This is a genomic window from Bacteroidales bacterium (genome assembly GCA_023228145.1).
Lineage (GTDB): Bacteria > Bacteroidota > Bacteroidia > Bacteroidales > CAIWKO01 > CAIWKO01.
This window is the reverse complement of the sequence record JALOBU010000014.1, coordinates 1-21,262: the sequence shown is the minus strand read 5'-3', so window position 1 is coordinate 21,262 and position 21,262 is coordinate 1. Positions and strand designations below refer to the sequence as shown.

Sequence of the window (21,262 nt, the reverse complement as noted above, 5' to 3'; positions counted from 1 at the left end):
CAGTCTCTTTTTTTAAAAGATTAATAATGAACGAGCGAAAATTTAATCTGTTCAATTGGCAGCCATTTTATATTTTGGTCGTTTTATTAATTTTTAGTGGGTACATCCAGCGTAATAAACTAATTCAACCAATTAATAATCAAAATAAGATAATCACGGCATCCCTTACCAATGATTTTGAATCTCCCAACGATCAAAATGATAATCAAAGTGTTGATCTTCACTCAAAGTTTTCTGATACAAATCCTTTTGATAATTTTCCGGGAAAGGAAAGTGTTAAAGATATCCGCCTGAATAATGTTGAAGCATTCAATTTTAATCAGACAGATAAGAACCTAATAAAAACAGCTTTCCGCTACACTGGAATCCATGAATTAAAAATGTGTTCGTTTATAGTTCCTCCTTCTGTTCAATACTTCACAGGAATCGAAACATTTTTCGTACTCCGGGTCTGAAAATATACCCAAAGCCGCTTATTAATAATCACTTTCTGAGCATCCTTATGCTCGGTCGGTTCTGTATATAATTGTTAATGCAGGACAATAATATTTTCAGTTAATTATTCATATAAAAATTAAATCTATGATACCCAATAAATCTTTTTTTCGTTCGGGAATTGTTGCCATTATCACCTTGTTCCTGTTTCTGATCCCATCTGTTTCTATGGCTGCCGATGGCAGTACGGATGGAATTTCTATAGGCAGCATTCCTTTGGAGTTTATTTTATTTGCCCTGATACTTGTGGGTGTGGCTGTATTCCACAAACAAACATTCTGGGTCGCGGTTATAGGATTGACCGTTGTATTTGCTTATAAGCTGATATTTGACCCGGACTTTCATGTATTTGAACATTTTTTTGGCTCCAATTCATTTGCCGACCAGCTTTTTGGCAAGGATGCCTCCGGCGAGTGGATGCGTCAGGGCGAATGGGGCACTTTGCTGAACCTGCTGGGCTTATTACTGGGCTTTGCAGTGCTCGCAAAAGTATTTGAAGAATCAGGCGTTCCGGACATTGTTCCGAAATACTTACCTAAAGGCTGGATGGGACCGTTTATACTTCTTGTTTTTGTTTGTTTTATCTCCTCATTTCTTGATAATATAGCGGCTGCCTTGATTGGCGGCACCATTGCACTGGTGGTCTTTAAAAATAAAGTACATGTTGGTTTTATCGCTGCTTTAGTAGCCGCAAGTAATGCCGGCGGCTCGGGAAGTGTGGTCGGCGACACCACCACTACCATGATGTGGATCGACGGGGTCAGTCCTTTAAATGTGTTTCATGCATTTATTGCCGCTATTGTTGCACTGGTTATTACGGGGTGGTTTGCGGCGCATCAGCAGCATAAATTCCAACCTATCGACAGAACCTCAGAAATAAAAGCAAAGGTCGACTGGAAAAAACTCCTGGTAGTATTATTAATTCTTGTCTGTGCCATCATTTCCAATTTTTTGTACGATATGCCTGCCTTAGGCGTGTGGGTAGCTTTGATCATCGGGATGACCTTCACAAAATTGCCATGGAAAGAAGTGCCGGGAGCTGTTAAAGGCACGATATTCCTGCTGTGTCTTGTTACCTGTGCATCCATGATGCCCGTTGAAAAATTACCTGAGGCTTCCTGGACGACCGCATTCATACTTGGCTTTGTTTCTGCCGTTTTTGATAATATTCCCCTTACCAAACTCTGTCTGGAACAGGGCCATTACGATTGGGGCATGCTGGCATATACCGTTGGTTTCGGCGGATCAATGATATGGTTCGGGTCTTCGGCGGGCGTGGCCATTACCAATAAATTTCCTGAAGCACGCAATGTAACATTATGGCTTCGTAAAGGCTGGCATGTAACTTTGGCATATATTGTCGGATTCTTTGTTCTATATTTGACCATAGGATGGGAACCTGCAGATAACAGGGTACATAAAGAGCCTGTTATCTCATGCCCCGCAAAGGAATGCGGAGCCAGAGAACATGCAAAAATGATAGAACTGCAGAAATCAGGAGTGTTGGACAGTCTGCAGGTAAAATAGTTTATCACTTGTGAAATTTTGACTGATTTCCACTGTGTGGAAAATGCCGCAAAACTTTATTACCACTATGCAAAAGGTTAAAAAGGTAACGGGAATACTTGTTATTATTTTGTTTTACTGTATCTCTGCAGGTTTCGTAAATACAAATTACGGCAACGCTGTTTTTGTGGATTTGACTAAAGCAGAAAGGGATTTTTATTCCTCCCTTGCTCTTGTTGACCTTCGTTGCCACACAGTACCAGGTAAAAATCAGGTTAAAAACATAAACTACCTGACAGCTAAAGTCATCAGGATAGTATTTTGCAAACTATCAGTAATTTATGAACATATACGCTGCGTCATAGGACGAAGATTTTGCAGGAATATCTTATATTCAATGGATTTTCTGATACAGCGCAAAAAAACAAATATCCTATTTCCCTTTCATAATTTCTGGTAATCAGGTGTCTGTCTGTTTTATTGAACATTATTAGGCGTTGCCTTTGCAGTGCTTTAGGATTTTATTAATTATAATATTTTAAATTATGAATACGACAACCATTATATCTTTAGTTATTGTTATTGCTTTAACTATTCTCCTGATATTATTTTTCAGGATCAGTAAAAAGAAAAAAATAAAAAAGAAACTGCGGGTATTGCAGGATTATGCATCTCAAAATAATTGTAACATCACCCAACATGAATTTTGTGGTGATCTGTTAATCGGCACAGATGAATCGTCTGATTTTGTTTTTTTTCTCCGCTTTGATGACGACAAAATTAGTCAACAACATATTAACCTTGAGGAAATAGCTGATTGCAGAGTATTAAACACCAGCCGTTCAGTCAATAGCGCCGTGGTAATTGATAAACTGGAGTTATGCTTTATCGCTAAGGAAAAAACAAGACCTCAGATAGTATGGGAATTCTATAATTCCGATAACAACCCCGCTTTGATAGGCGAACTTCAATACATCGAAAAATGGGCTGAAATCATTAAACGTAAAATAAAAATTAAACAGAATAGCAAAAAGTAAGATGTTATTGAATAAGTAAATTTTAAAAAGACTGAAGAAATTCAGTCTTTTTTACTTTCTTTGCCTTATTGATAAAGTTAGAATCATATACTATAATTTTAAATGAGCAGAATTAAAATTGAATCTGGGGTATTATGTCGTCCCGGGAATTATGTTGCTGATAGCCTTACTTATATTTATCTGGTTTCATAAAAAAAAGATTATTTAATACCGATTGCACATTCAATATTTTCCAATGTCGACTTTTTCATATTGGACTATTTTCATGTAGCATCGGTATTAACCATTTTAATTTATTTTTTGTCTTTGGACTTAAAAAATAAATACAATTGGTATAATCTAACTTTTTCAGTATGCGTATGGTACTAAATTTTTTTTTATTTTTGCTGAAATATATTATTCGTTATAGATAATTTGTAACTTATGAGAGTAGGAATTGCTTTATTTTATCTTTTATTTTTATCTTTCTTTACAACTACTGCATCCGCACAATCATGGGAACTCAAACTTGATCAGGATGGTATAAAAATATACACACGCAAAAAAACAGGTTCCGGGGTAAAGGAATTCAGAGGTGAAGTCATTGTAAACTCAAACCTAAGTACAATCCTTGCGCTGATAGATAGTATTCCTGCTTATCCAAAATGGATGTATAAGTGTACATATGCGGAACGCCTGAAAAAAATCAACCAGGCATCCGGATATTCATACAATATTATCAAAGCCCCCTGGCCTGTCTCTGACAGGGATGTCTGCACATATTATTATGTTAAGCAGGACACATCATCCAAAGTCGTAACTATCACCATGAAAGGGGTTAAAGATTACATTCCTGAAAAACCCGGGATAGTCAGGATGCCCAAGCTAATAGGATTCTGGGAGCTAACACCTATAAAAAAAGGCGTTACAAAAGTGATATATCAGCTCCATTGTGAGTCGGGAGGTTCCATACCAGAAGCTATTGTAAATGCATACATCACCGATACTCCATATAACAATCTTCTAAATCTGAAAAAAATTGTCGAATCTCCATATCACCCAAAAGCAAATATGAAACTCGTTAAAGAGTTGTAATAAAATTTTTTTAGAATTATATTTTTTTTCTTATAAGCGAGTATTTAACAATATTTTTGTATAAATCCACACTTCTCCTTTTTCAATTTTAAAACATCCATTAACCCAAAATCGGTCATTTGAGAACTTATTTCTAATAAAACCCTTGGTTAAAACATTTAGAAAATTTTTTTTCCGTCTAAAAAAATGTTTTAAAAACAAAAAAAAACTTTACTTATTATTTTATTTTTTATTATTGTAAAATGTTTATTTGAAAATAATTACAAAGTTTAAAGATTTAACTTATGGCAACAAACAACTTACAATGGGGTTCTCGTGTCGGGTTGATACTTGCCATGGCTGGAAATGCCGTGGGGCTGGGGAATTTTTTAAGATTTCCCGTGCAGGCTGTTCAAAATGGTGGCGGTGCATTCATAATCCCTTATCTTGTTTGCTTTTTACTTATGGGTATCCCATTGCTGTTTATTGAATGGTCGGTTGGCCGTTACGGAGGACAATTCGGGCATCATACAACACCATTTACATTTAACAGATTGTCTAAAATCTGGATATGGAAATATATCGGAGTTTTTGGCATTTTTTCAAATATCGCAATCGCAGCTTATTACTGTTACATAGAAAGCTGGACCATGTCATATGTTTACCATTCGGCTGTCGGTACTTTCAAAGGTATGGACCAGCATAGTGTGGCAGCCTTTTTCGACGATTATCTTAATGTTTTCACATCTACTACTGGTATTCCTTTTGAAGCTATCATTTTCTTCTTGCTCTGCCTTGCGCTTAACACATGGGTTTTAAGCCGCGGTTTGAGCGGAGGTGTAGAGAAAGTTGCAAAAATTGGAATGCCTTTGCTGTTAATTTTTGGTGTTTTTTTGGTCATTAAAGCTATTACGATGAAAGCTGGCCACCAGGGAGCAATTAATGACGGCACTGTCGGCTTGAATTTTTTATGGACTCCTCAGTTTCAATCTCTGACCAACCCCAAAGTATGGCTGGCAGCAGCCGGACAAATGTTTTTTACACTTTCATTAGGGCAAGGCTCTGTGCAATGTTATGCTGCCTATGTAAAAAAGAAAGATGATGTAGCTCTTAACGCAATGACAGCCGGTTGGATGAATGAATTTGTGGAAGTAGTGTTGGGAAGCGCCATTATCATACCCATATCCATTGGTTATCTTGGAATTGATAAAGTTATTGAACTGACTTCGGCTGGTGGTTTAGGCCTGGGATTCCGAACCCTTCCTTTCCTGTTTCAACAGTGGGGGCCGGTATTAGCTGCCGCTGCGGGTATTGCATTTTTCGGTTTGCTGTTTTTTGCAGGCATCACATCTTCTCTTGCCATGGGAACTCCTGTAATGTCATTTTTGATGGACGAATTTAAATGGCGACGTTCACGGGCAGCCATGGGATTTGGAGTTTCTGTTTTATTACTTGGATTACCAACAGTATTCTTTTTTCAAAAAGGAGTGTTCGATGAATACGATTACTGGGCGGGAACTGTATCGCTGGTAGTGTTTGCTATGTTTGAATCCATTCTTTTTGCATGGGTTTTCGGTATGAAAAAAGGCTGGGCTGAAATTACAGGAGGCGCAGATATCAAAATTCCAATAGTCTTTAAATATATCATCAAATTTGTAACACCAGTAATTCTCATTTTAGTCTTCTTCGGCTCACTTATACGTCCTGCAAATGATGACTGGAGTAGTATTGGTTTCAAAGGATGGGAATTGCATCACGAAAGTATCATCGCACAAATAACTAACAAAAATATTGGAACAAATAAAGAATATTTCGCAGATAAATTTTACTCAGAAACAGAAGGCATAGTTGATACTGTATTTTCCAGTGATGAGAAACATGTCCTTGTGATAAAAAAAGAAGACAATAATATTAAGAAATATGAAACTTCATTGAAAAATTCTGTACTTGTAAAAAAAGATGATTTTATTGTAAAAGGCGATGCTATTTTTGAAGGTAGTTTTATCAATAATATTTTTTATATCAATATGTCTCGGCTTTTACTGGTAAGCCTTTTTGCCACTATTGGCCTGCTGATATTTATCGCATACCGTAAACGAAAAAAAGAAGGGACTTTATAAGATGAATACAACTGCATTATTATTCATGATTATCACCGAAGGCATTATTACAGGTTTTATGCTGTATTTCTTCCTTAAGGTTTTATTTATGAAACCAAAGGTTGGCGTTAATGAAGATTCGTACCTTGATAACGATGAATCGGAAACATTCAGCAAGTAAACTGTGCTTGTTATGTATGGTCGAGGCCTGAATATTAATTAATGTCCTCAAATCTTCATATTTTTGAATTGCATTAATAATATGTTATGAAGTTGAAAAAAACATTGTTTTTTTTTGTATTGCATTAAGAACAATAATGCTTAAAACTTTTTCGCTATTTCGGGAACCCGACACATTGGGTTAAAATCACTTTTTGATTTTCATTCAGCTTTAAAACATCACTTATTTTATCTCTGTCGATAGCACCCAGCACTACGGTTGACATATCTTCAGAAGAGCAATACAGATAAACATTCTGGCTGATAAAACCCACATCCACTGCGGAATAGAAATCTTTTTTGTCTTTAGGAGTTGCGTCTCCCATTTTCGAATAATCGGCTACAAAAGCCAAAACAACGGCAGCATCCGCAGTAAAGCCCTGAATTCCCATATTTTTACGGGAATCGCCCACTATTTGAGCAATAAGTTCATTCTTTTTTGCATCATAAATGTAAATGCCTTCCTCCAAACACACATAAATTGTTGTTTCCTGCCAGTTCACTGCTGATGGAGCTGTTCTTTTTCCGCTTTCAGGGCGATTTATACCGAAAGCCGCCCAAAGCAAATCTGAAAGCTGCTGCATGCTGAGCTTCTGAGTGCTGAAACTTCTTGCAGTCTGACGTCCGTTCAATGCTTCCATCAAGGGTTTCCCCCCACTCTGATTTGGCGATGGAAGAGATATGTTTTTTAATTCTTGTGAAAAACAAGAAAATGAAAAAACAACTGTTAATGTTATCAGAAATAATTTTTTCATAATTGCATGGATTGAGTTTTGTTGTATTAATTTATTGAAAGTGTATTGTGAATGTCAATTATCTGCGGAATAATAAGTGCCTGGTCATCATTAATGATAACAAAATCAGAAAGTGCAGCTTTCTTTTCATCAGGGAGTTGATTGTTTATACGTTTTACTACATCATCTCTCGAAACATTGTCTCTCTTAATAATCCTGCTGATGCATACTTCCAAGGGAGCAGAAACGGTGATTATTTTATCGAAAAGGGCTTGGTAGCCCGATTCAAAAAGTACTGCAGATTCCATAATCACATAGTTACAATCTTTATGGTTATTACACCAACCATCAAAATTTCTGAAAACAAAAGGATGTATGAGCCCGTTAAGGATTTTGAGTTTTTCTTTATCAGAAAAAACAATACCTGCTAATTTTTTTGTGTCAAGGTTATTGTCTTTAAAAATATCTTCTCCGAAATGTTGCTTAACCTTTTCATTTATAACCGTATCGCTGTATGCTTTTTTCGCTTCAGTGTCTGCATTGAACACCGGAATTCCAAGTATTGAAAAAACCTGGGCAACCACACTCTTGCCTGCTCCTATACCTCCCGTTAAGCCTGTTTTTTTCATTTTTTTCTAATCAGAAATTCAACATTCTCAGGTTCAATGCGCTGGAATCTGACAAACGAGGGGTACTTTTTAATTTCAACCCTGGCAATATTGCTTTCTAATTCCAGAAGCTTCAGTTCATTAAAGCCTACCTTAAAAGAATCGGAAACAACTTTTTCATAGTCAGGAATACTGACATTGAAGTAAACACTTACTTTTTCGGGATAAGTTATTAATTGGTAGCTTTCCGGCAATGTATCCAGTGTAATAGGTACTTCAACATGGTTTTCTGTAAATTTTGCAACAGGTATAAATACCCTGACATTTTCATGCGATATTCTCAGGCTGTTTTTGTTTAGTGGGTTTATTAGTTTCAAAGTGAGGCTGTAATTGGATGCAATCTCAGAAAGGATTTTGCTTTCAGTTCTCACTTTCATTATTGTGTCAATAACACGGCTACTGCCTGTAATAATTACTGTATCAGGATAAATATGTATTTTATTATATAAATCATGCTGCTTTGCAAAGCTAATTTTTATGTCAGCTTCGACAGGGACTTTTTTAAAATGTGCTTTTCCTAATCTGACTTTGAGGGTTGCTGGCGATATTGATTTAACTTTCACTTTATTTTTAAAAAGCCGCAAAATTTCATTTTCAAGAGAAAATGTTGTAATACCAATTTCAAAATAATCTTTTACCAGCTTCTGCTGGTATTTCGAAATGTCAATTTCAACATGGTAATTATTATGAAAAAGGCGGTTATAAATGATATTATACCCAGATGCCTGATAGTTCACAAAAAGTGTGGTGTCGGTATTCGGCAGTAAAACACTATTGTTTTTAATGCCTTTATAAAACACCGAAAAGCGTATTGTCTGGGTATAATCTCTTGAAAGCCTTATCATGAGCCACATAACCATTGAGATAGCCAGGCATATAATAAAACCTTTCAGCCATGACCTGTGGCCTTTCCCTATAGATTTCTGATCGTCAAGATAATCATTATTAGCACTTCCTGATGTCAATGCCATAATTAAATATATCTATACTGCTTTATTCTCCTCCGGATATAGAAGATGCTATGGATGCCTTTTCTACTTTCAGCCTCCCCTGCCCTTCGGTTTCAATAATCACCGAGGTTTCAGCAACTTCAAGAACTCTTCCGTGTATGCCGCCTGCAGTAATAACCTTATCGCCTTTTTTCAGACCTTCCCTGAATCTTTTCAATTCTTTGTTTTTCTTTGATTGAGGGCGGATAAAGAAAAGATAAAATACCGCAACGATTAAAACCATCATGATAATGGTGCTGACAGCGCTGCCGCCACCCTGGCCGGTGCCGCCACCGCCCATCATTAATAAAATGTTCAGTAAATTCATTTTGTCGTGTTTTTTAATTTGATATATAATTCACTACTTCTGCTTTTATGGTAAGAACCTTGGTATTCGGCTGAGTGTTTGCTACCAATGTGATCGTTTTGTTTTGTATTCCTTTTCTTCCTTCACTTGCAAAAGAAACACCAATAAGGCCTGACTCACCTGGTTTTATTGGCACTCGGGGATAATCAGCCACAGTACAGCCGCAAGAAGCTTTGGCATCCGAAATGATAAGGTTGGATTTGCCGGTATTTTTAAATTTAAAACTATAAGAAACTTTTTCTCCTTCCACAATTCTGCCAAAGTCATGCTCTTCAGATTCAAAACTGAAAATAGGCAAAGAGCTCATATCCCCCTGGCCTGAAGCTGTATTAGGATTATTAACCTCAATTGTATTGTTGTTGCCACATGAAAATAAAAATACCAACATTACCAAAAATAAATATCTTAAGCCTTTCATATTATTTTATTACAGTTTGTGCAAAAGTACAAAAAAACATGATTCATCACCCTATCAATCCCCTGCCTGTTTTATTAATTTTCTTTTTCTCCAGCAAATCAAATAACAACTTATCAAGTATGCCATTGATGAATATCTTACTCTTGGGCGTGCTGTAAAACTTGGATATCTCAATGTATTCATTGATAGTCACTTTAGTAGGGATAGTAGGGAAACAGGTAAACTCGCACAAGGCCATTTTCAAAAGTAGCATATCCATCATAGCAATACGGTCAATTTCCCAGTTGTCGGTCTTAGCTTCTATCATATCATCAAATTCATTGCTATGTAATATAGTCTTACAAAAAAGGTCTCTGATAAAATCAACCTCCTCTTTTTCATCATCAACAGTACGGTTACCAAAAAGTTTTGGAAGGCTTTTATCTTTATTTCCAGGGAGGGAAATGTATTTAAGCGTTTTAATAACCATATAGCACGCCACGTCGTAATCGTCAGCCCAGTATATGTTCAAGTCTTCATAATATTGCTGCAGTTCTTCATTAACAGCAATGTAATCATCCATTATATCTTCGAGCACCTTTACATCCTCTTCGGCACCGCTCTTTTCCGAGGTCATATATTTTTTATAGTTCTCCGATTCCTTTATCTGCAGAAACAATCTTCGGACAAGGTCTTTTTGTTCTGACCAGTTAATATGCAGATTTGAAAACTTTTTCTTATAATCTGAATTGTTTTCAATATAGCTTATTACCAAATTATCAATAAACCTTGTGTTAGGATTGGCTTCTTCTTCTGTAGGGAAAAACTTATTTTTGGAGATTTCAATAGTTTCCCGGGCAAATTCTATAATCTCAATAAGAAATGAGAGCTGATAAATGTAAAGGTCATAGATGGCATAGATGTTTTTCAACAGCTTTTCATTGTGTTGTTCCACACGGTCATCCTCACTTTGAAAGAACGCATAAAGGGCTTGCATCACCTTTATCCGTAATACTCTCCGGTTTAGCATTGTATAAAATTTCAATCGGTAATTCGTGCACGAAAATAAACATAATTTGTGATTAATGAACAAAACCCATGAGATAATGCACGTAGTTTACTAATCTAACAGTTCAAGAATTTTCCCTTTTATGTCCGAATTTTTCATAATGCCGGCGAACTTTTCTTTTCCTTTTCCCATAGCCCATACTCCAACGGGGGCAGAAGTATGCTCATGAGTTACCCACCCTACCTGCGCTTCATCCTGAATTTTCTGAATCACAATACGATTTGTATAAACGTTGGATTTGCTTTGTTGTTTGAGTTTTTGCAAATATAAGGAATAACTATTTATATCAAGTTTATTATCATTACCTGAGCCCATAGCCATACCCCCCGTTTCATGGTCAGCCGTAATAATTATCAACGTATTTTCAGGGTGCTGAAGGTAAAAATCATATGCTTTTGTGATGGCTTCATTAAAGGCATTTATTTCGTATATTGTGCTAAGAGCATCGTTTCCATGGCATGCCCAGTCAATCTTTCCACCTTCCACCATAATGAAGAAACCCGTGTCGTTCATCAGAAAATCCTGCGCAAAGGTGGTATATTCTGCCAACTGCTGTTTATATTTAGGAAAATCCAATGCATAAGGAAGTGCATTTATCTCGTCTATTTCTGTGTCTTTAAACTGCATTTGCTCGTTACGCAAAGCCGTATCAATAAGTATTACATTTTTGTTTTTGTAATTTTTCAAGGTGCTCATCAAAGAGTCGTTGAGTAACAGGCAGTATTTTTTTTCTTCCAATTTACGAATAACCTCATCAAAGTTTTTGTAAATATTTTTCAGTGTATCATCGTTGCCAAGCAAGAAGCCGCCACCGGCAAAGAATTCAAAATTACTTTGAATAAGGTCATCAATAAGGTTGTCAAAATTATCTCGAACTTCTTCATGACCATAAAAACATGAAGGAGTGGCATGATTTATTGGAACTGATGTAATGATTCCAACTTTATAATTTTTCTTTCTATGAAGATACTCAGCAATACTTTCCAGTTCATTCCCCTGATACTCGCCGATACTTGCGTATGAAGTCTTCTTCCCACAAGCAATGGCTGTTCCTCCTGCGCCGGAGTCAGTTATTTTATTGCTGTCGGCACATTCGGTAGTGGAAAGTCCGAAGGTCCAGTCATTATTCATAAAAACCAGTGGCTGAACTCCGTTTAATTCATTAAACTTTTCGGTAACAAAAACCTGATTTACTCCCATCCCATCGCCTATAAACAGAAATATGTATTTTAGTTTATTGGTATTTTGGGCAAAAGAAAAAGAAGAAATTAAAGTTGCAAAAAAAATAATATGAATTATGTACGATATTTTTTTCATAAAATAATTACTTAATCAATTCAAATTTATTGCTTTTCTTCCAGTCACAATGTATTTTTCGATTAATTACAAGCTATACCTTGTGGAGAAAATTTAATATTACAGATTCCCAAACCTAATTTACATTAGAAAAAGATGAAGACGGCTTAATCAACTTTTAATCATCACCAGCACCATTTTAAATTTCTCTAATGCCTTTACTGCATGAGGAATATTTGCTGGCATTATGATGAATTGCCCCGCATTCAACACATTGGATTTGCCGTTAATAATAATATCGGCATTGCCGTCCGCAATAATCACCAGGGCATCAAAAGGAGCAGTATGTTCGCTGAGACCTTCTCCTTTATCGAAGGCAAATACCGTTACATTACCTGTTTGTTTTTTAATGATGGCACGGCTAACCACTGCGCCATTCGCGTATTCCACTATTTCAGGAAACGTAAAGGATTTTCCGCGTTCCAGTTCGTTATTTTCCATTTTTTAAAGTTTTTTGTTTTTTCCAAGAGGTGCTTTAATCAGTATAAAACCAATAATCAATATTGCAATAACACTACCAATAAAAGAAGGATTTTCAAAGATACCAAAGGTTTTGATTTCGGCAAAAGCAAGAGCAGCAAATAAAAGGCCTATCAGCGCCTCTCCAGCAATAAGGCCCGAAGATATCAGCACGCCTTTATTACTTATTTTTTCTTTTTGTGTATCATCATAACCACGCTTTTTTATGTAATAATCAGTAATGCCCTTCATCAGGCCTCCGATAAAAATAGCAAAGGATGTGTCTATGGGCAGGTACATCCCGACACTTATCAGCATGGGGCTTTTCACCTGCATTAAGATGAGGGCAATTCCCATAAATATTCCGACCATAATTAATATCAGCTCCATTTTCACATCAACAATACCTTTTGCAACCACTGCCATCAGGCTGGCTTGTGGTGCCGGAAGCTTTTCCCCGCCAAAACCCGCATTAGTACCGAGAATATCATTTTGTTTCTCGGGAGCCATAGCTTTTATATCAGCAATGGTATATGTAGTTCCTGCCAAAGAAGGCTTCTCGCCCTGGTATTCAATGGTCGTAATATTTTCTTTTTCCAGTTTAGTAATTTTTTTATTTACTACATCTTTTATATCTCCTATATGCAACAAAGTGAGTATCAGAAACATAATTGAGGAAGCCGCAATCACGCCAAACACATCGCCCAATTGCATACGCCAGGGTGTACAACCTAAAATATGGCCTGCTTTGAGGTCCTGCATCATCTCTCCGGCTACGGAAACCGATGTACATGTAAATGCTGCAATGCCAAGAACTGCAGCAAGGCCTGCATCGCCTTTCATTCCCAGAGCAACCATCAGCAATGCGGCAATGATAAGCACCGAAACCGTCAATCCGCTAGTTGGGTTGTTACTGACTCCAATAATGCCAACAAGGTATCCGGAAACAGCGGCGAAGACAAAGCCCATAATAAGCATTACCACAGTAGCTACCCCGGCAGCAAAAAAATCTCTGGCAAAATAGTTAAAAATTACAAACATAATAAACATGATAGCGCCAATCACTATCAGAGCCCATCGCATATTGATATCTTTGTCGGTTCTTAATAAAGAACTGCCCGCCTGCGCTGATTTTTTCAGGTTTGCAAAAGAACGTTGTATCCCTCCAAATAAACTGTGCCGCATTTTATAAAGTGTGTAGAAAGAGCCTACCAACATACCTCCAATTGCAATATAACGCACATAAGCTTTCCATACCCTTGTTATTTCCGCTGCCCAATCGCTGACAGAGGCGGCATCATCGTAGTTAATAAAATATGCTATAACAGGCGCCATTAAGCCCCAGGCTAAAAGTCCACCACTAAAATTTATTGCGCCCAGTTTTGGACCAATAATATATCCCACTCCAAAATATGCGGGAGCCATGCCCGGAGAACGCAATAAAACAGCTCCTTTGGTAAAAGAAACCACTTTTTGCCATGTAGCAGCAATAAACTTAAACTCCACTATAGCAGTAAAAAATGCTCCAATACCCATTCCCCACAAGAGAAACTTCGAGCCTCCCGAACCAGCTCTGCCCGACTTGTGTATTTCTGATGCTGCAACCGATTCCGGAAAGGGAAGGTCGGCATCCTCTACCAGCACACGCCTCAGCAGTGTTGTAAACATAATGCCAAGGATGCCAGCAGACGCTAAAATAACAATAGCAAGGATGTAATGCTTGGCAGAATAAAATGGATCCCATACCGAAGCAATAAAAAATGCCGGTAAAGTAAAAATAGCTCCTGTTGCAATATTGCCGCCAATGGAACCAATGGTTCTGGCTGTATTTTCTTCAAGTATTGAACCTTTTACAGCTTTTAGAATAGCCATCCCCAGAACAGCCGTGGTATATGTGGCCGCAATAGTCATACCGGCCTTGAGTCCCAAATAAGCGTTGGCAGCGCCCATAATCATCGCCATGACGATGCCCAGCAGTACAGCCCGCAGGGTAAACTCCTTCATGTTAGTTTCTGAAGAAACAAAAGGAACAAACTTTTTGTTTTCGCTCATAAATTTTTAATTTTATGTAATGCAAGTATAATCATTTTGTAAAAAATAACAGCGATTTGATGACTCTCGCAAATATTTTTTTTCTTTGTTATCATGAAAACCCAAAAACCGGTACTATTTTTTGCCATACCTGTTATGGATGAATATGATACCCTCCCGCTATGCCTTGAATGTATTGAAAAACAGACGTATCCCCAAATAAAAATTGTTGTTTGTGTAAACCAGCCTGAAAGTTTACGGGAAAATGAAGAAAAAAAATATATATGTGAAAATAATACTAAAAGCTTGAATTTTTTAAAAAAATATAAAACCCTTCCCCATACTGTTATTGACAAATCTTCAGAAGGCAAAGGCTGGCAGGGGAAAAAACACGGTGTCGGCTGGGCACGGAAAGTAGTAATGGACCATATCTCATCGGTTGCAGACAGCAAAGACATAATTATCAGCATGGATGCCGATACACTTTTTAACCCAAATTTCTGCGAAACTATTGTTGAAAGTTTTCAAAAATATAATAATGCCACTGCACTTGCACTACCCTATTATCATAATCTTACCGGTGATGTCATGATTGACCGTGTCCTGTTACGCTATGAAATATACATGAGATATTATGCCATAAACCTTTGGCGGATAAAAAATCCCTACTGTTTTACAGCTATTGGCTCATCCATGGCAATTCCTGTCAGTGCTTACCATGCGGTAAAAGGTATAGCTCCAAAACTTAGCGGTGAAGATTTCTATTTTATGCAGAAATTACGCAAGTACGGAAGTATAATCGTTTGGAATGAAGAGCGTACCTATCCGGCAACCCGTTATTCCGACAGGGTTTTTTTTGGCACCGGGCCGGCGCTTATTAAAGGCGTGCAGCACGACTGGGACAGCTACCCCATGTATTCGTACCATATTTTCAATGAAGTTAAAGAAACATTTGATTTATTTGGAGAGCTTTATACAAAAGATGTTGATACCCCTATGACAGATTTTCTTGAGCAGACCTTCCTAGCCAAAAATTTATGGCAGCCGCTGCGTAAAAATTTTATCACAAAAGAAAAATTTGTAAAGGCCTGTACCGAAAAAGTAGATGGTCTGAGAATATTGCAATATTTAAAGTCGAAGCAATGTGTTTCAGATAATGATGCAGTATTTCTTACCGAATACATGAACATGTTCCATCAAAGAGAATTAATTGAAAACAGTATCAATGTTAGCACATTGCATTTCGACAAATCATCTATTTCTGAACTAAATAATGTAAGAGATTTACTTTTTTCCATTGAAAATAGTTACAGAAAAAAATACGGAATTATTGACTGGTGGTAATTAACCAATATAATAATTCTTACTAATACGTATTAAAAGGAACTTTACACATTTTAATAATACTGAATCAACTTGTTTTAATGAGTTTATTTTGCTTTTAAAACTCATATCCCAAAATCAGCCTGTAATTGTTTTCTTTAATTGATTCATTGGCTTTTTTGCTGATATCAACCAGACCCAGCCAGGCTTCTGCAGCAATTGTGAAATGCTTATATTTGAAACGAAACTGAAACCCTGCATTGTAACTGAAAGGTTTTATATCTGCTTTAATATCCCTGGGGGGTTCAGGATTCTCTCTTACAAAGCGTTTGGTGGATAAAACAACGTATTGAGCTTTAAAAAGCGGACTGAGCTGAAACATTTCGATAAAATCTAAGCTAAGCCCTGCCCCGGCCTCAATTGATGATAAAGTTATTACATCAATCAGCCCGGCACCACCGTATTTTATTTTTCCGCCAAAAGCATAATAACCAAGAAAGGTTTTTATTTTTAAGCTGTTTGACTTTCCAAAATCTTTTACACGGATATCATAGTGCAAACGAAAACAGGGCTGAATAAACAAGCAGTTATACTTAACCGTAGAATCACTGCCATCATCTTTTTCAATTGTTTCATTCATAGTATTGTAGCCTAAACCAAGGTCAATACCTAAGCCAACCGGTGTTTTCTTGGCTTCCTGAGCAAAAAGTATGCTCTGGATTGAGAACATAAAAATAAAAGATGTCAGTATTCTTTGTTTTAAATTCATAAAGAAGGTTATTTCAAAAATATTTTTTTCAACGGATTGATATTCATTGTTGTTAGCTATTTCACTTCCAGCAATTCAATTTCAAATAACAGCGGTGTGTAAGGAGGAATAACACCTGTATAGGTATCACCATAGGCAAGGTTTGAAGGGATTATCAGCCTTACTATGCTGCCTGCACGCATTTTGGACAATGCCAGTTCCCATCCAGGGATAACTTCCCCCTGCCCTGCCGTAAATGCAAGCAACTTGCCGCCATGGTTGTCGAACACCTTGCCACTTAACAACATACCACTGTATTTTACTTTAACTCTCTTTCCTTTATCAACCAAGGGACCCGTTCCTTTTTTAAGTTCAATAAAGTACATCCCATAAGTATCCGGTAAAACAGAAATCTGATTTGCTTCAACATACTGAGATATTTCTTTTTGTTCCTTATCCTTCATCAGTTTTTCAAATTGAATCTTATTCATAACCACTTTCAATTCAACATCAAAAAGTAAAGGAGTGCATGGTGGCACTAAGTCTTCTATTCCCTGTTCTCCGTAAGCTAAATCAGAGGGCACCAGCAAATGGGCCCTGCTGCCTTCACACATCAACATCAAGGCTTCCTCTATGCCTCTGATTTCAAAGTTTTTTCCCAGCTCAAAATAAACAAGTTCATTATTTTCCTTTTGTGAGTCATAGAGCGTGTCGCTATTAAGAAAATAAGCAATATAATTAATCCCAACAAAATTACCGGCAATTGGTTTTACGCCATAACCTATGCGCCGAACCATATAATATAAGCCAGATGGTGTTTTTCTGTAATGGATTTTATTAGAAATATAATTCTCAATGTCTTGTTTTTCCAAAGCTTTAAGCTCCTGAATGTATGCGGCTTGTTGTTGCTTTAAAATTTTTACTTCTTTATCAAAATCAGCTTTCTTTTGGAAATCTATAAGTTTAACATCAAAAAATAACATACCACCATCCTGAATATCCTCTAATTCTTCAAAACGCTTGAGGGAATCGGCACAGATAATGAATGTTGCACTATCGCCAACAGACATCATAGCAAGGCCTTCAAAAATATCTCCGGCAAAGGAAGATGAATCAAGCGGAAACCGGAAAGGCGCATCCAGATTTTTACTATCAAAAATTACCGAATCTCCAAGGCGATAAATTATATGGACATTGAGTATATCACCTATTTCGGGTTTTGCTCCATCTTTGTCCTGTAAATAAAACTTATAATACAGGCCGGTTTCTGTCTGTCTGAAACCGGGGTATGGGGAATTATTACAACTGTCAAATCCAGCAATCACTAATATGCTGATTCCTATTAAAAAAAATATCTTTTTGTTTTTCATCAGGAGATCTAATATCTATATTCTTTTACCTTGTCAAATCAGGAATAAATTATTATTTAATTTCGAGCAATTCAACATCATAAATAAGGGTGGCGCGTTTGGGTATTTTATTTTCGTCTCCCAGCAGTCCAAAAGCAAGGTGCGAAGGAATTATAAGTTTGGCTTTATCCCCAACATGCATTAGTTTGATGCCTTCTTCCAAACCACTTTCAACCTCTGCTCTGCCAAGTTCAAACAATTTTAATCCGTCATTTTTTGAATTGTAACATTCAATGCCATTAATCAGATTTACTATAAAGCTTATTACCACCTTATCTTTCTCAACAGGTATTTTGCCGTTACCTTTTTTATATATCTGATATCTAAGCCCGGTGCCGGTTTTCTGCATATCCCAGCCATGCCTTTCTATGTAATCTTCTATCTCACGATTTTCTTTTTCGGCAAGTTTCTTATTAACATTTTCAAGATTTTCTTTATAAACTTTTGGGTCAATCACATCATTATTTGCATTCTTATTGCCATTACCGCATGAAAATGTTAATAAACATAAAAACACTATGCTGATTTTTTGCAAAAACTTCATAATTATTCTTCAGTAAGATAATTTTTATATAACGGCAGCAATGAAATAAATTGTGCGATAGCTTTGTCAAGAGGCTTATAAATGTTAGCGCCGGCAGCATTTTTATGCCCCGCTCCGCCAAAATGCTCTCTTGCCAATTTGTCCACATCCATTTCTCCCGAAGAACGCAAAGAAAGCTTCACATATTCTTTAGTTTCAGAAAACAAAGCAGTAAGCCTCACTCCTTTAATGGTAAGTCCATAATTCACTATGCCTTCGCCATCGCCAATTTGAAAATTAAAACGTTTTTTTTCTTCCAGGGATATAGAAATATATGATGTGGCATATTCGTTAAGAATATTCAATTTCTCACTCAAACAATAACCTAAAAGCCGCAGGCGGCTTTCAGAAAAATTCCCAAATACCAGCCGCTGTATTTCTGCAGCATCAATGTTTTTTTCGAAAAGGCGGGAAACCGCCAGGTAAGTCTTTGGGAAATTGCAGCTGTGGCTGAAAGAGCCGGTGTCAGTAATGATGCCAACATAAATAGTTACGGCAATTTCATAATCAATCAATTCGGCATCTCCCATGGCAACAATAAAATCATATACCAACTCTGCTGTAGATGATGTTTTAAGTTGAGAAAAGGCTGTTTTAAATATGGGAGAAGGACATAAATGGTGGTCAATCAGAATTTTTTCTCCTTTTGTGTTTGCAAGTGTTTCATTAAGAAACCCAACCCGCTCGGGTGTATTAAAATCAAGACAGAAAATTAGGTCAGCTTTTGTTAGAATTTCCAGTGACAGTTCTTTGTTTTTTTCTCCTATAATGATACTGTCAACACCGGGCATCCATTTATAAAAGTCAGGGAAATCGTTAGGGGTGATGACCGTTACCTTGTACTTTTTTTTAAGATAAAACCACAAGGCCAGCGAAGAGCCTATTGCATCTCCGTCTGGATTATGATGAGTAAGAATAACAATCTGTCCGGATTTTTTTAGCAATGAAGCTACTCGATTTATAAATGTATTATCCAAAATAATTTTTTTACAAAAATATCAAAATAAATACTGATAGCTGAAAATTCATATATTTACACTGATATTTATAAATCCATACTATGGCAGGTAGTATAACTTTAGCAATAATAAAACCTGAAGCATTTTCCAAAAACAAATCCGGTAAAATACTTGCACGCATTACCGAAGCAGGTTTTATGCCCATAAGTGTAAAAACTATGAAACTAAGCCTTGAACATGCAGCTAGGTTTTATGAAGTACATAAAAATAAAGATTTTTATGAAGGTTTGGTTGAGTTTATGTGCTCCGGGCCAATTATGGCAGTTATGTTGCAAAAAGAAAATGCAGTGGAAGATTTTCGCAAACTAATAGGCAAAACCAACCCCGTTGACGCTGCTGAAGGCACTATCAGACATGATTTCGGTACTACGTTAAGGGCTAATGCTATTCACGGCTCTGATTCTGACGAAAATGCATTAAAAGAGTGCAACTTTTTCTTTGCAGAACATGAGCGTTTTTACTTAGAAGGGTAGTATTCCTTATAAGTATTGTTTTTATAAAAAATCACAATTTTTTCAGTTTCGAGGTTTATTTCAAAGGCGCTATTTGAAATACTGAGTTTATTGTTAAATGTTGGCTCATTTTTACGCAAGTGTGGCTCATTTTTATCATTTTGCAATGAACCCTCATGTTTCTCCTGCAATATTTCATGAGATTGAGTAAGTATATTCTCATTATCAGACGTTTGAAAATTGTTGGATGTTTCATTGCTTTCGCTTTTCGTCTCCCAGTCGTCAAATAAATTAATTTGCGCTGTTTTTAACATTTGGCCTTGCCCCATCAGAAGCCAATCAGGGCTAATGTCCTTAAAGTTGTTCAGAATTTTCATAACCAAATCCAAACTCGGTTGATTTCTCTCGGACATAATATGTGACATACTTGACCTTTGAATTCCAATTTGGTCAGCAAATTTTGATGGACTTAAATTTTTGATTTTTAATAGTAATAAAATTCGTTCAAGCATTTTTACAATATTAAAATAAGTTTACAAAAATAACAAAATAATAAATTACATTCGTAATATTTTATAATTTAATATTGTAAACTTGAAATTTTATACGATTTTAATAAATTATTTAATCAATTTATGCTATATTATTTATTGATTAATAGTTTATTATAATAATTAATTCATTAAGACAATTTTTAATGTATTTTTTTAATAAATATTTAATCTGATAATTTAAATAGATTCATTAAAATATTGATTTAGATTAGTTTATATTTTAATTTGGTTGTTTTATTTATCTAATTTGCATTATTACAATAATAAATTATAATTATTTACTATTGTAATTATTGTTTAACGATTTCACATTTGTAATTATATTTATTACTAATTTGGTTTATAGTGTTTTATGCTTATTACTTGAAGTTGTCATTTTACACTTGTAATTTTGTATATAATACTAAATTTTCATAGAGATTTTAATTAAAAATAGTATATGAGTTTGTATCAGCTAATAAGGTTTTACATTGTTATAGTTATCATCTAATATTAAATAAAAATTGCTCAAGTAAATTATTACTGTAGTTTAATTCTTTAAACTCCCCTATTATCACTTGAATAAAATGATATATAGGCCAAAAATAGTTGGTAAGAAGTTCTAAAATCGTTTACCACGTAGTTTTAAAAGAAAGTTATATGAAAGTCGTTTCATATAACTTTTTTTGTATTTAAAAACATGTCAAAAAAAGCGA

The 21,262-nt window shown here is 36.0% G+C and carries 23 protein-coding genes; 9 read left to right on the top strand and 14 right to left on the bottom strand.

Annotation, left to right across the window (positions count from 1 at the left end; genetic code table 11):
- Positions 1-26: 26 nt before the first annotated feature.
- From M0R16_08365 to M0R16_08335, 7 genes are all read left to right on the top strand, one after another.
- On the top strand, positions 27-455 hold the full coding sequence (locus M0R16_08365; protein ID MCK9612900.1) for a hypothetical protein: 429 nt from the start codon (positions 27-29) through the stop codon (positions 453-455).
- Between the two features lie 127 nt (positions 456-582).
- Positions 583-2,022 carry a hypothetical protein gene (locus M0R16_08360; GenBank protein MCK9612899.1) on the top strand — a complete coding sequence of 480 codons (1,440 nt, stop codon included), beginning with the start codon at positions 583-585 and terminating at the stop codon, positions 2,020-2,022.
- A 67-nt stretch (positions 2,023-2,089) separates the two neighbouring features.
- A complete protein-coding gene (locus tag M0R16_08355) occupies positions 2,090-2,461 on the top strand; it encodes a hypothetical protein (protein MCK9612898.1) in 372 nt (123 codons plus the stop codon).
- Positions 2,462-2,546: 85 nt separating this feature from the next.
- Positions 2,547-3,038, top strand: a complete 492-nt coding sequence (locus M0R16_08350) for a hypothetical protein (protein MCK9612897.1) — start codon at positions 2,547-2,549, stop codon at positions 3,036-3,038.
- A gap of 423 nt (positions 3,039-3,461) precedes the next feature.
- Complete coding sequence (locus M0R16_08345) at positions 3,462-4,112, top strand: START domain-containing protein (protein MCK9612896.1); 651 nt, start codon at positions 3,462-3,464, stop codon at positions 4,110-4,112.
- Positions 4,113-4,396: 284 nt separating this feature from the next.
- Positions 4,397-6,211 carry a sodium-dependent transporter gene (locus tag M0R16_08340; protein MCK9612895.1) on the top strand — a complete coding sequence of 605 codons (1,815 nt, stop codon included), beginning with the start codon at positions 4,397-4,399 and terminating at the stop codon, positions 6,209-6,211.
- A 1-nt stretch (position 6,212) separates the two neighbouring features.
- Complete coding sequence (locus tag M0R16_08335) at positions 6,213-6,371, top strand: hypothetical protein (protein ID MCK9612894.1); 159 nt, start codon at positions 6,213-6,215, stop codon at positions 6,369-6,371.
- A gap of 154 nt (positions 6,372-6,525) precedes the next feature.
- On the opposite strand, the gene M0R16_08330 is transcribed toward M0R16_08335, so the two are convergent.
- From M0R16_08330 to M0R16_08290, 9 genes are all read right to left on the bottom strand, one after another.
- Positions 6,526-7,164 (bottom strand): SagB/ThcOx family dehydrogenase, encoded by a 639-nt coding sequence (locus tag M0R16_08330; protein ID MCK9612893.1) that lies wholly within the window; start codon positions 7,162-7,164, stop codon positions 6,526-6,528.
- A 26-nt stretch (positions 7,165-7,190) separates the two neighbouring features.
- Positions 7,191-7,772, bottom strand: coding sequence for a dephospho-CoA kinase (gene coaE, locus M0R16_08325; protein ID MCK9612892.1), 582 nt, complete (start codon positions 7,770-7,772; stop codon positions 7,191-7,193).
- Positions 7,769-8,782: a CdaR family protein gene (locus M0R16_08320; protein ID MCK9612891.1), complete on the bottom strand. Its 1,014-nt coding sequence runs from the start codon at positions 8,780-8,782 to the stop codon at positions 7,769-7,771. The genes coaE and M0R16_08320 overlap by 4 nt, the downstream gene beginning before the upstream one ends.
- 22 nt (positions 8,783-8,804) lie before the next feature.
- Entirely contained in the window at positions 8,805-9,128 is a 324-nt protein-coding gene (yajC, locus tag M0R16_08315) for a preprotein translocase subunit YajC (protein ID MCK9612890.1), read from the bottom strand.
- 13 nt (positions 9,129-9,141) lie between these two features.
- Positions 9,142-9,585 (bottom strand): DUF1573 domain-containing protein, encoded by a 444-nt coding sequence (locus tag M0R16_08310; GenBank protein MCK9612889.1) that lies wholly within the window; start codon positions 9,583-9,585, stop codon positions 9,142-9,144.
- Between the two features lie 46 nt (positions 9,586-9,631).
- On the bottom strand, positions 9,632-10,594 hold the full coding sequence (gene nusB / locus M0R16_08305) for a transcription antitermination factor NusB (GenBank protein MCK9612888.1): 963 nt from the start codon (positions 10,592-10,594) through the stop codon (positions 9,632-9,634).
- Positions 10,595-10,684: 90 nt separating this feature from the next.
- A complete protein-coding gene (locus M0R16_08300) occupies positions 10,685-11,950 on the bottom strand; it encodes an alkaline phosphatase (protein MCK9612887.1) in 1,266 nt (421 codons plus the stop codon).
- Between the two features lie 150 nt (positions 11,951-12,100).
- The gene (locus tag M0R16_08295) at positions 12,101-12,430 is read right to left on the bottom strand and encodes a cupin domain-containing protein (protein ID MCK9612886.1); all 330 of its coding nucleotides are present in this window, start codon (positions 12,428-12,430) and stop codon (positions 12,101-12,103) included.
- 3 nt (positions 12,431-12,433) lie between these two features.
- Positions 12,434-14,500 (bottom strand): oligopeptide transporter, OPT family, encoded by a 2,067-nt coding sequence (locus M0R16_08290; protein ID MCK9612885.1) that lies wholly within the window; start codon positions 14,498-14,500, stop codon positions 12,434-12,436.
- Positions 14,501-14,593: 93 nt separating this feature from the next.
- On the opposite strand from M0R16_08290, the gene M0R16_08285 reads away from it, so the two are divergent.
- A complete protein-coding gene (locus M0R16_08285) occupies positions 14,594-15,823 on the top strand; it encodes a hypothetical protein (protein MCK9612884.1) in 1,230 nt (409 codons plus the stop codon).
- Positions 15,824-15,920: 97 nt separating this feature from the next.
- On the opposite strand, the gene M0R16_08280 is transcribed toward M0R16_08285, so the two are convergent.
- Genes M0R16_08280 through M0R16_08265 form a run of 4 tightly spaced genes read right to left on the bottom strand, consistent with a single transcriptional unit; the run spans position 15,921 to position 19,519 of the window.
- The gene (locus tag M0R16_08280; GenBank protein MCK9612883.1) at positions 15,921-16,571 is read right to left on the bottom strand and encodes a hypothetical protein; all 651 of its coding nucleotides are present in this window, start codon (positions 16,569-16,571) and stop codon (positions 15,921-15,923) included.
- Between the two features lie 56 nt (positions 16,572-16,627).
- The gene (locus M0R16_08275; GenBank protein MCK9612882.1) at positions 16,628-17,920 is read right to left on the bottom strand and encodes an FKBP-type peptidyl-prolyl cis-trans isomerase; all 1,293 of its coding nucleotides are present in this window, start codon (positions 17,918-17,920) and stop codon (positions 16,628-16,630) included.
- Between the two features lie 52 nt (positions 17,921-17,972).
- Positions 17,973-18,503, bottom strand: a complete 531-nt coding sequence (locus tag M0R16_08270; GenBank protein MCK9612881.1) for an FKBP-type peptidyl-prolyl cis-trans isomerase — start codon at positions 18,501-18,503, stop codon at positions 17,973-17,975.
- Positions 18,504-18,505: 2 nt separating this feature from the next.
- Entirely contained in the window at positions 18,506-19,519 is a 1,014-nt protein-coding gene (locus M0R16_08265; protein MCK9612880.1) for a DHH family phosphoesterase, read from the bottom strand.
- 83 nt (positions 19,520-19,602) lie between these two features.
- Here M0R16_08265 and ndk point away from each other — a divergent pair, with 83 nt between their 5' ends.
- Positions 19,603-20,034, top strand: coding sequence for a nucleoside-diphosphate kinase (gene ndk / locus M0R16_08260; protein ID MCK9612879.1), 432 nt, complete (start codon positions 19,603-19,605; stop codon positions 20,032-20,034).
- Here the strand turns inward: ndk and M0R16_08255 are convergent.
- Positions 20,019-20,525 (bottom strand): helix-turn-helix domain-containing protein, encoded by a 507-nt coding sequence (locus M0R16_08255; protein ID MCK9612878.1) that lies wholly within the window; start codon positions 20,523-20,525, stop codon positions 20,019-20,021. The genes ndk and M0R16_08255 overlap by 16 nt on opposite strands.
- Positions 20,526-21,262 lie beyond the last annotated feature (737 nt).

Bases quoted from the DNA above. Each gene is read 5' to 3' on its own strand.
- M0R16_08365 (MCK9612900.1), top strand. From the start codon at position 27: ATGAACGAGCGAAAATTTAATCTGTTCAATTGGCAGCCATTTTATATT.
- M0R16_08360 (MCK9612899.1), top strand. From the start codon at position 583: ATGATACCCAATAAATCTTTTTTTCGTTCGGGAATTGTTGCCATTATC.
- M0R16_08355 (MCK9612898.1), top strand. From the start codon at position 2,090: ATGCAAAAGGTTAAAAAGGTAACGGGAATACTTGTTATTATTTTGTTT.
- M0R16_08350 (MCK9612897.1), top strand. From the start codon at position 2,547: ATGAATACGACAACCATTATATCTTTAGTTATTGTTATTGCTTTAACT.
- M0R16_08345 (MCK9612896.1), top strand. From the start codon at position 3,462: ATGAGAGTAGGAATTGCTTTATTTTATCTTTTATTTTTATCTTTCTTT.
- M0R16_08340 (MCK9612895.1), top strand. From the start codon at position 4,397: ATGGCAACAAACAACTTACAATGGGGTTCTCGTGTCGGGTTGATACTT.
- M0R16_08335 (MCK9612894.1), top strand. From the start codon at position 6,213: ATGAATACAACTGCATTATTATTCATGATTATCACCGAAGGCATTATT.
- M0R16_08330 (MCK9612893.1), bottom strand. From the start codon at position 7,164: ATGAAAAAATTATTTCTGATAACATTAACAGTTGTTTTTTCATTTTCT.
- coaE (MCK9612892.1), bottom strand. From the start codon at position 7,772: ATGAAAAAAACAGGCTTAACGGGAGGTATAGGAGCAGGCAAGAGTGTG.
- M0R16_08320 (MCK9612891.1), bottom strand. From the start codon at position 8,782: ATGGCATTGACATCAGGAAGTGCTAATAATGATTATCTTGACGATCAG.
- yajC (MCK9612890.1), bottom strand. From the start codon at position 9,128: ATGAATTTACTGAACATTTTATTAATGATGGGCGGTGGCGGCACCGGC.
- M0R16_08310 (MCK9612889.1), bottom strand. From the start codon at position 9,585: ATGAAAGGCTTAAGATATTTATTTTTGGTAATGTTGGTATTTTTATTT.
- nusB (MCK9612888.1), bottom strand. From the start codon at position 10,594: ATGCTAAACCGGAGAGTATTACGGATAAAGGTGATGCAAGCCCTTTAT.
- M0R16_08300 (MCK9612887.1), bottom strand. From the start codon at position 11,950: ATGAAAAAAATATCGTACATAATTCATATTATTTTTTTTGCAACTTTA.
- M0R16_08295 (MCK9612886.1), bottom strand. From the start codon at position 12,430: ATGGAAAATAACGAACTGGAACGCGGAAAATCCTTTACGTTTCCTGAA.
- M0R16_08290 (MCK9612885.1), bottom strand. From the start codon at position 14,500: ATGAGCGAAAACAAAAAGTTTGTTCCTTTTGTTTCTTCAGAAACTAAC.
- M0R16_08285 (MCK9612884.1), top strand. From the start codon at position 14,594: ATGAAAACCCAAAAACCGGTACTATTTTTTGCCATACCTGTTATGGAT.
- M0R16_08280 (MCK9612883.1), bottom strand. From the start codon at position 16,571: ATGAATTTAAAACAAAGAATACTGACATCTTTTATTTTTATGTTCTCA.
- M0R16_08275 (MCK9612882.1), bottom strand. From the start codon at position 17,920: ATGAAAAACAAAAAGATATTTTTTTTAATAGGAATCAGCATATTAGTG.
- M0R16_08270 (MCK9612881.1), bottom strand. From the start codon at position 18,503: ATGAAGTTTTTGCAAAAAATCAGCATAGTGTTTTTATGTTTATTAACA.
- ndk (MCK9612879.1), top strand. From the start codon at position 19,603: ATGGCAGGTAGTATAACTTTAGCAATAATAAAACCTGAAGCATTTTCC.
- M0R16_08255 (MCK9612878.1), bottom strand. From the start codon at position 20,525: ATGCTTGAACGAATTTTATTACTATTAAAAATCAAAAATTTAAGTCCA.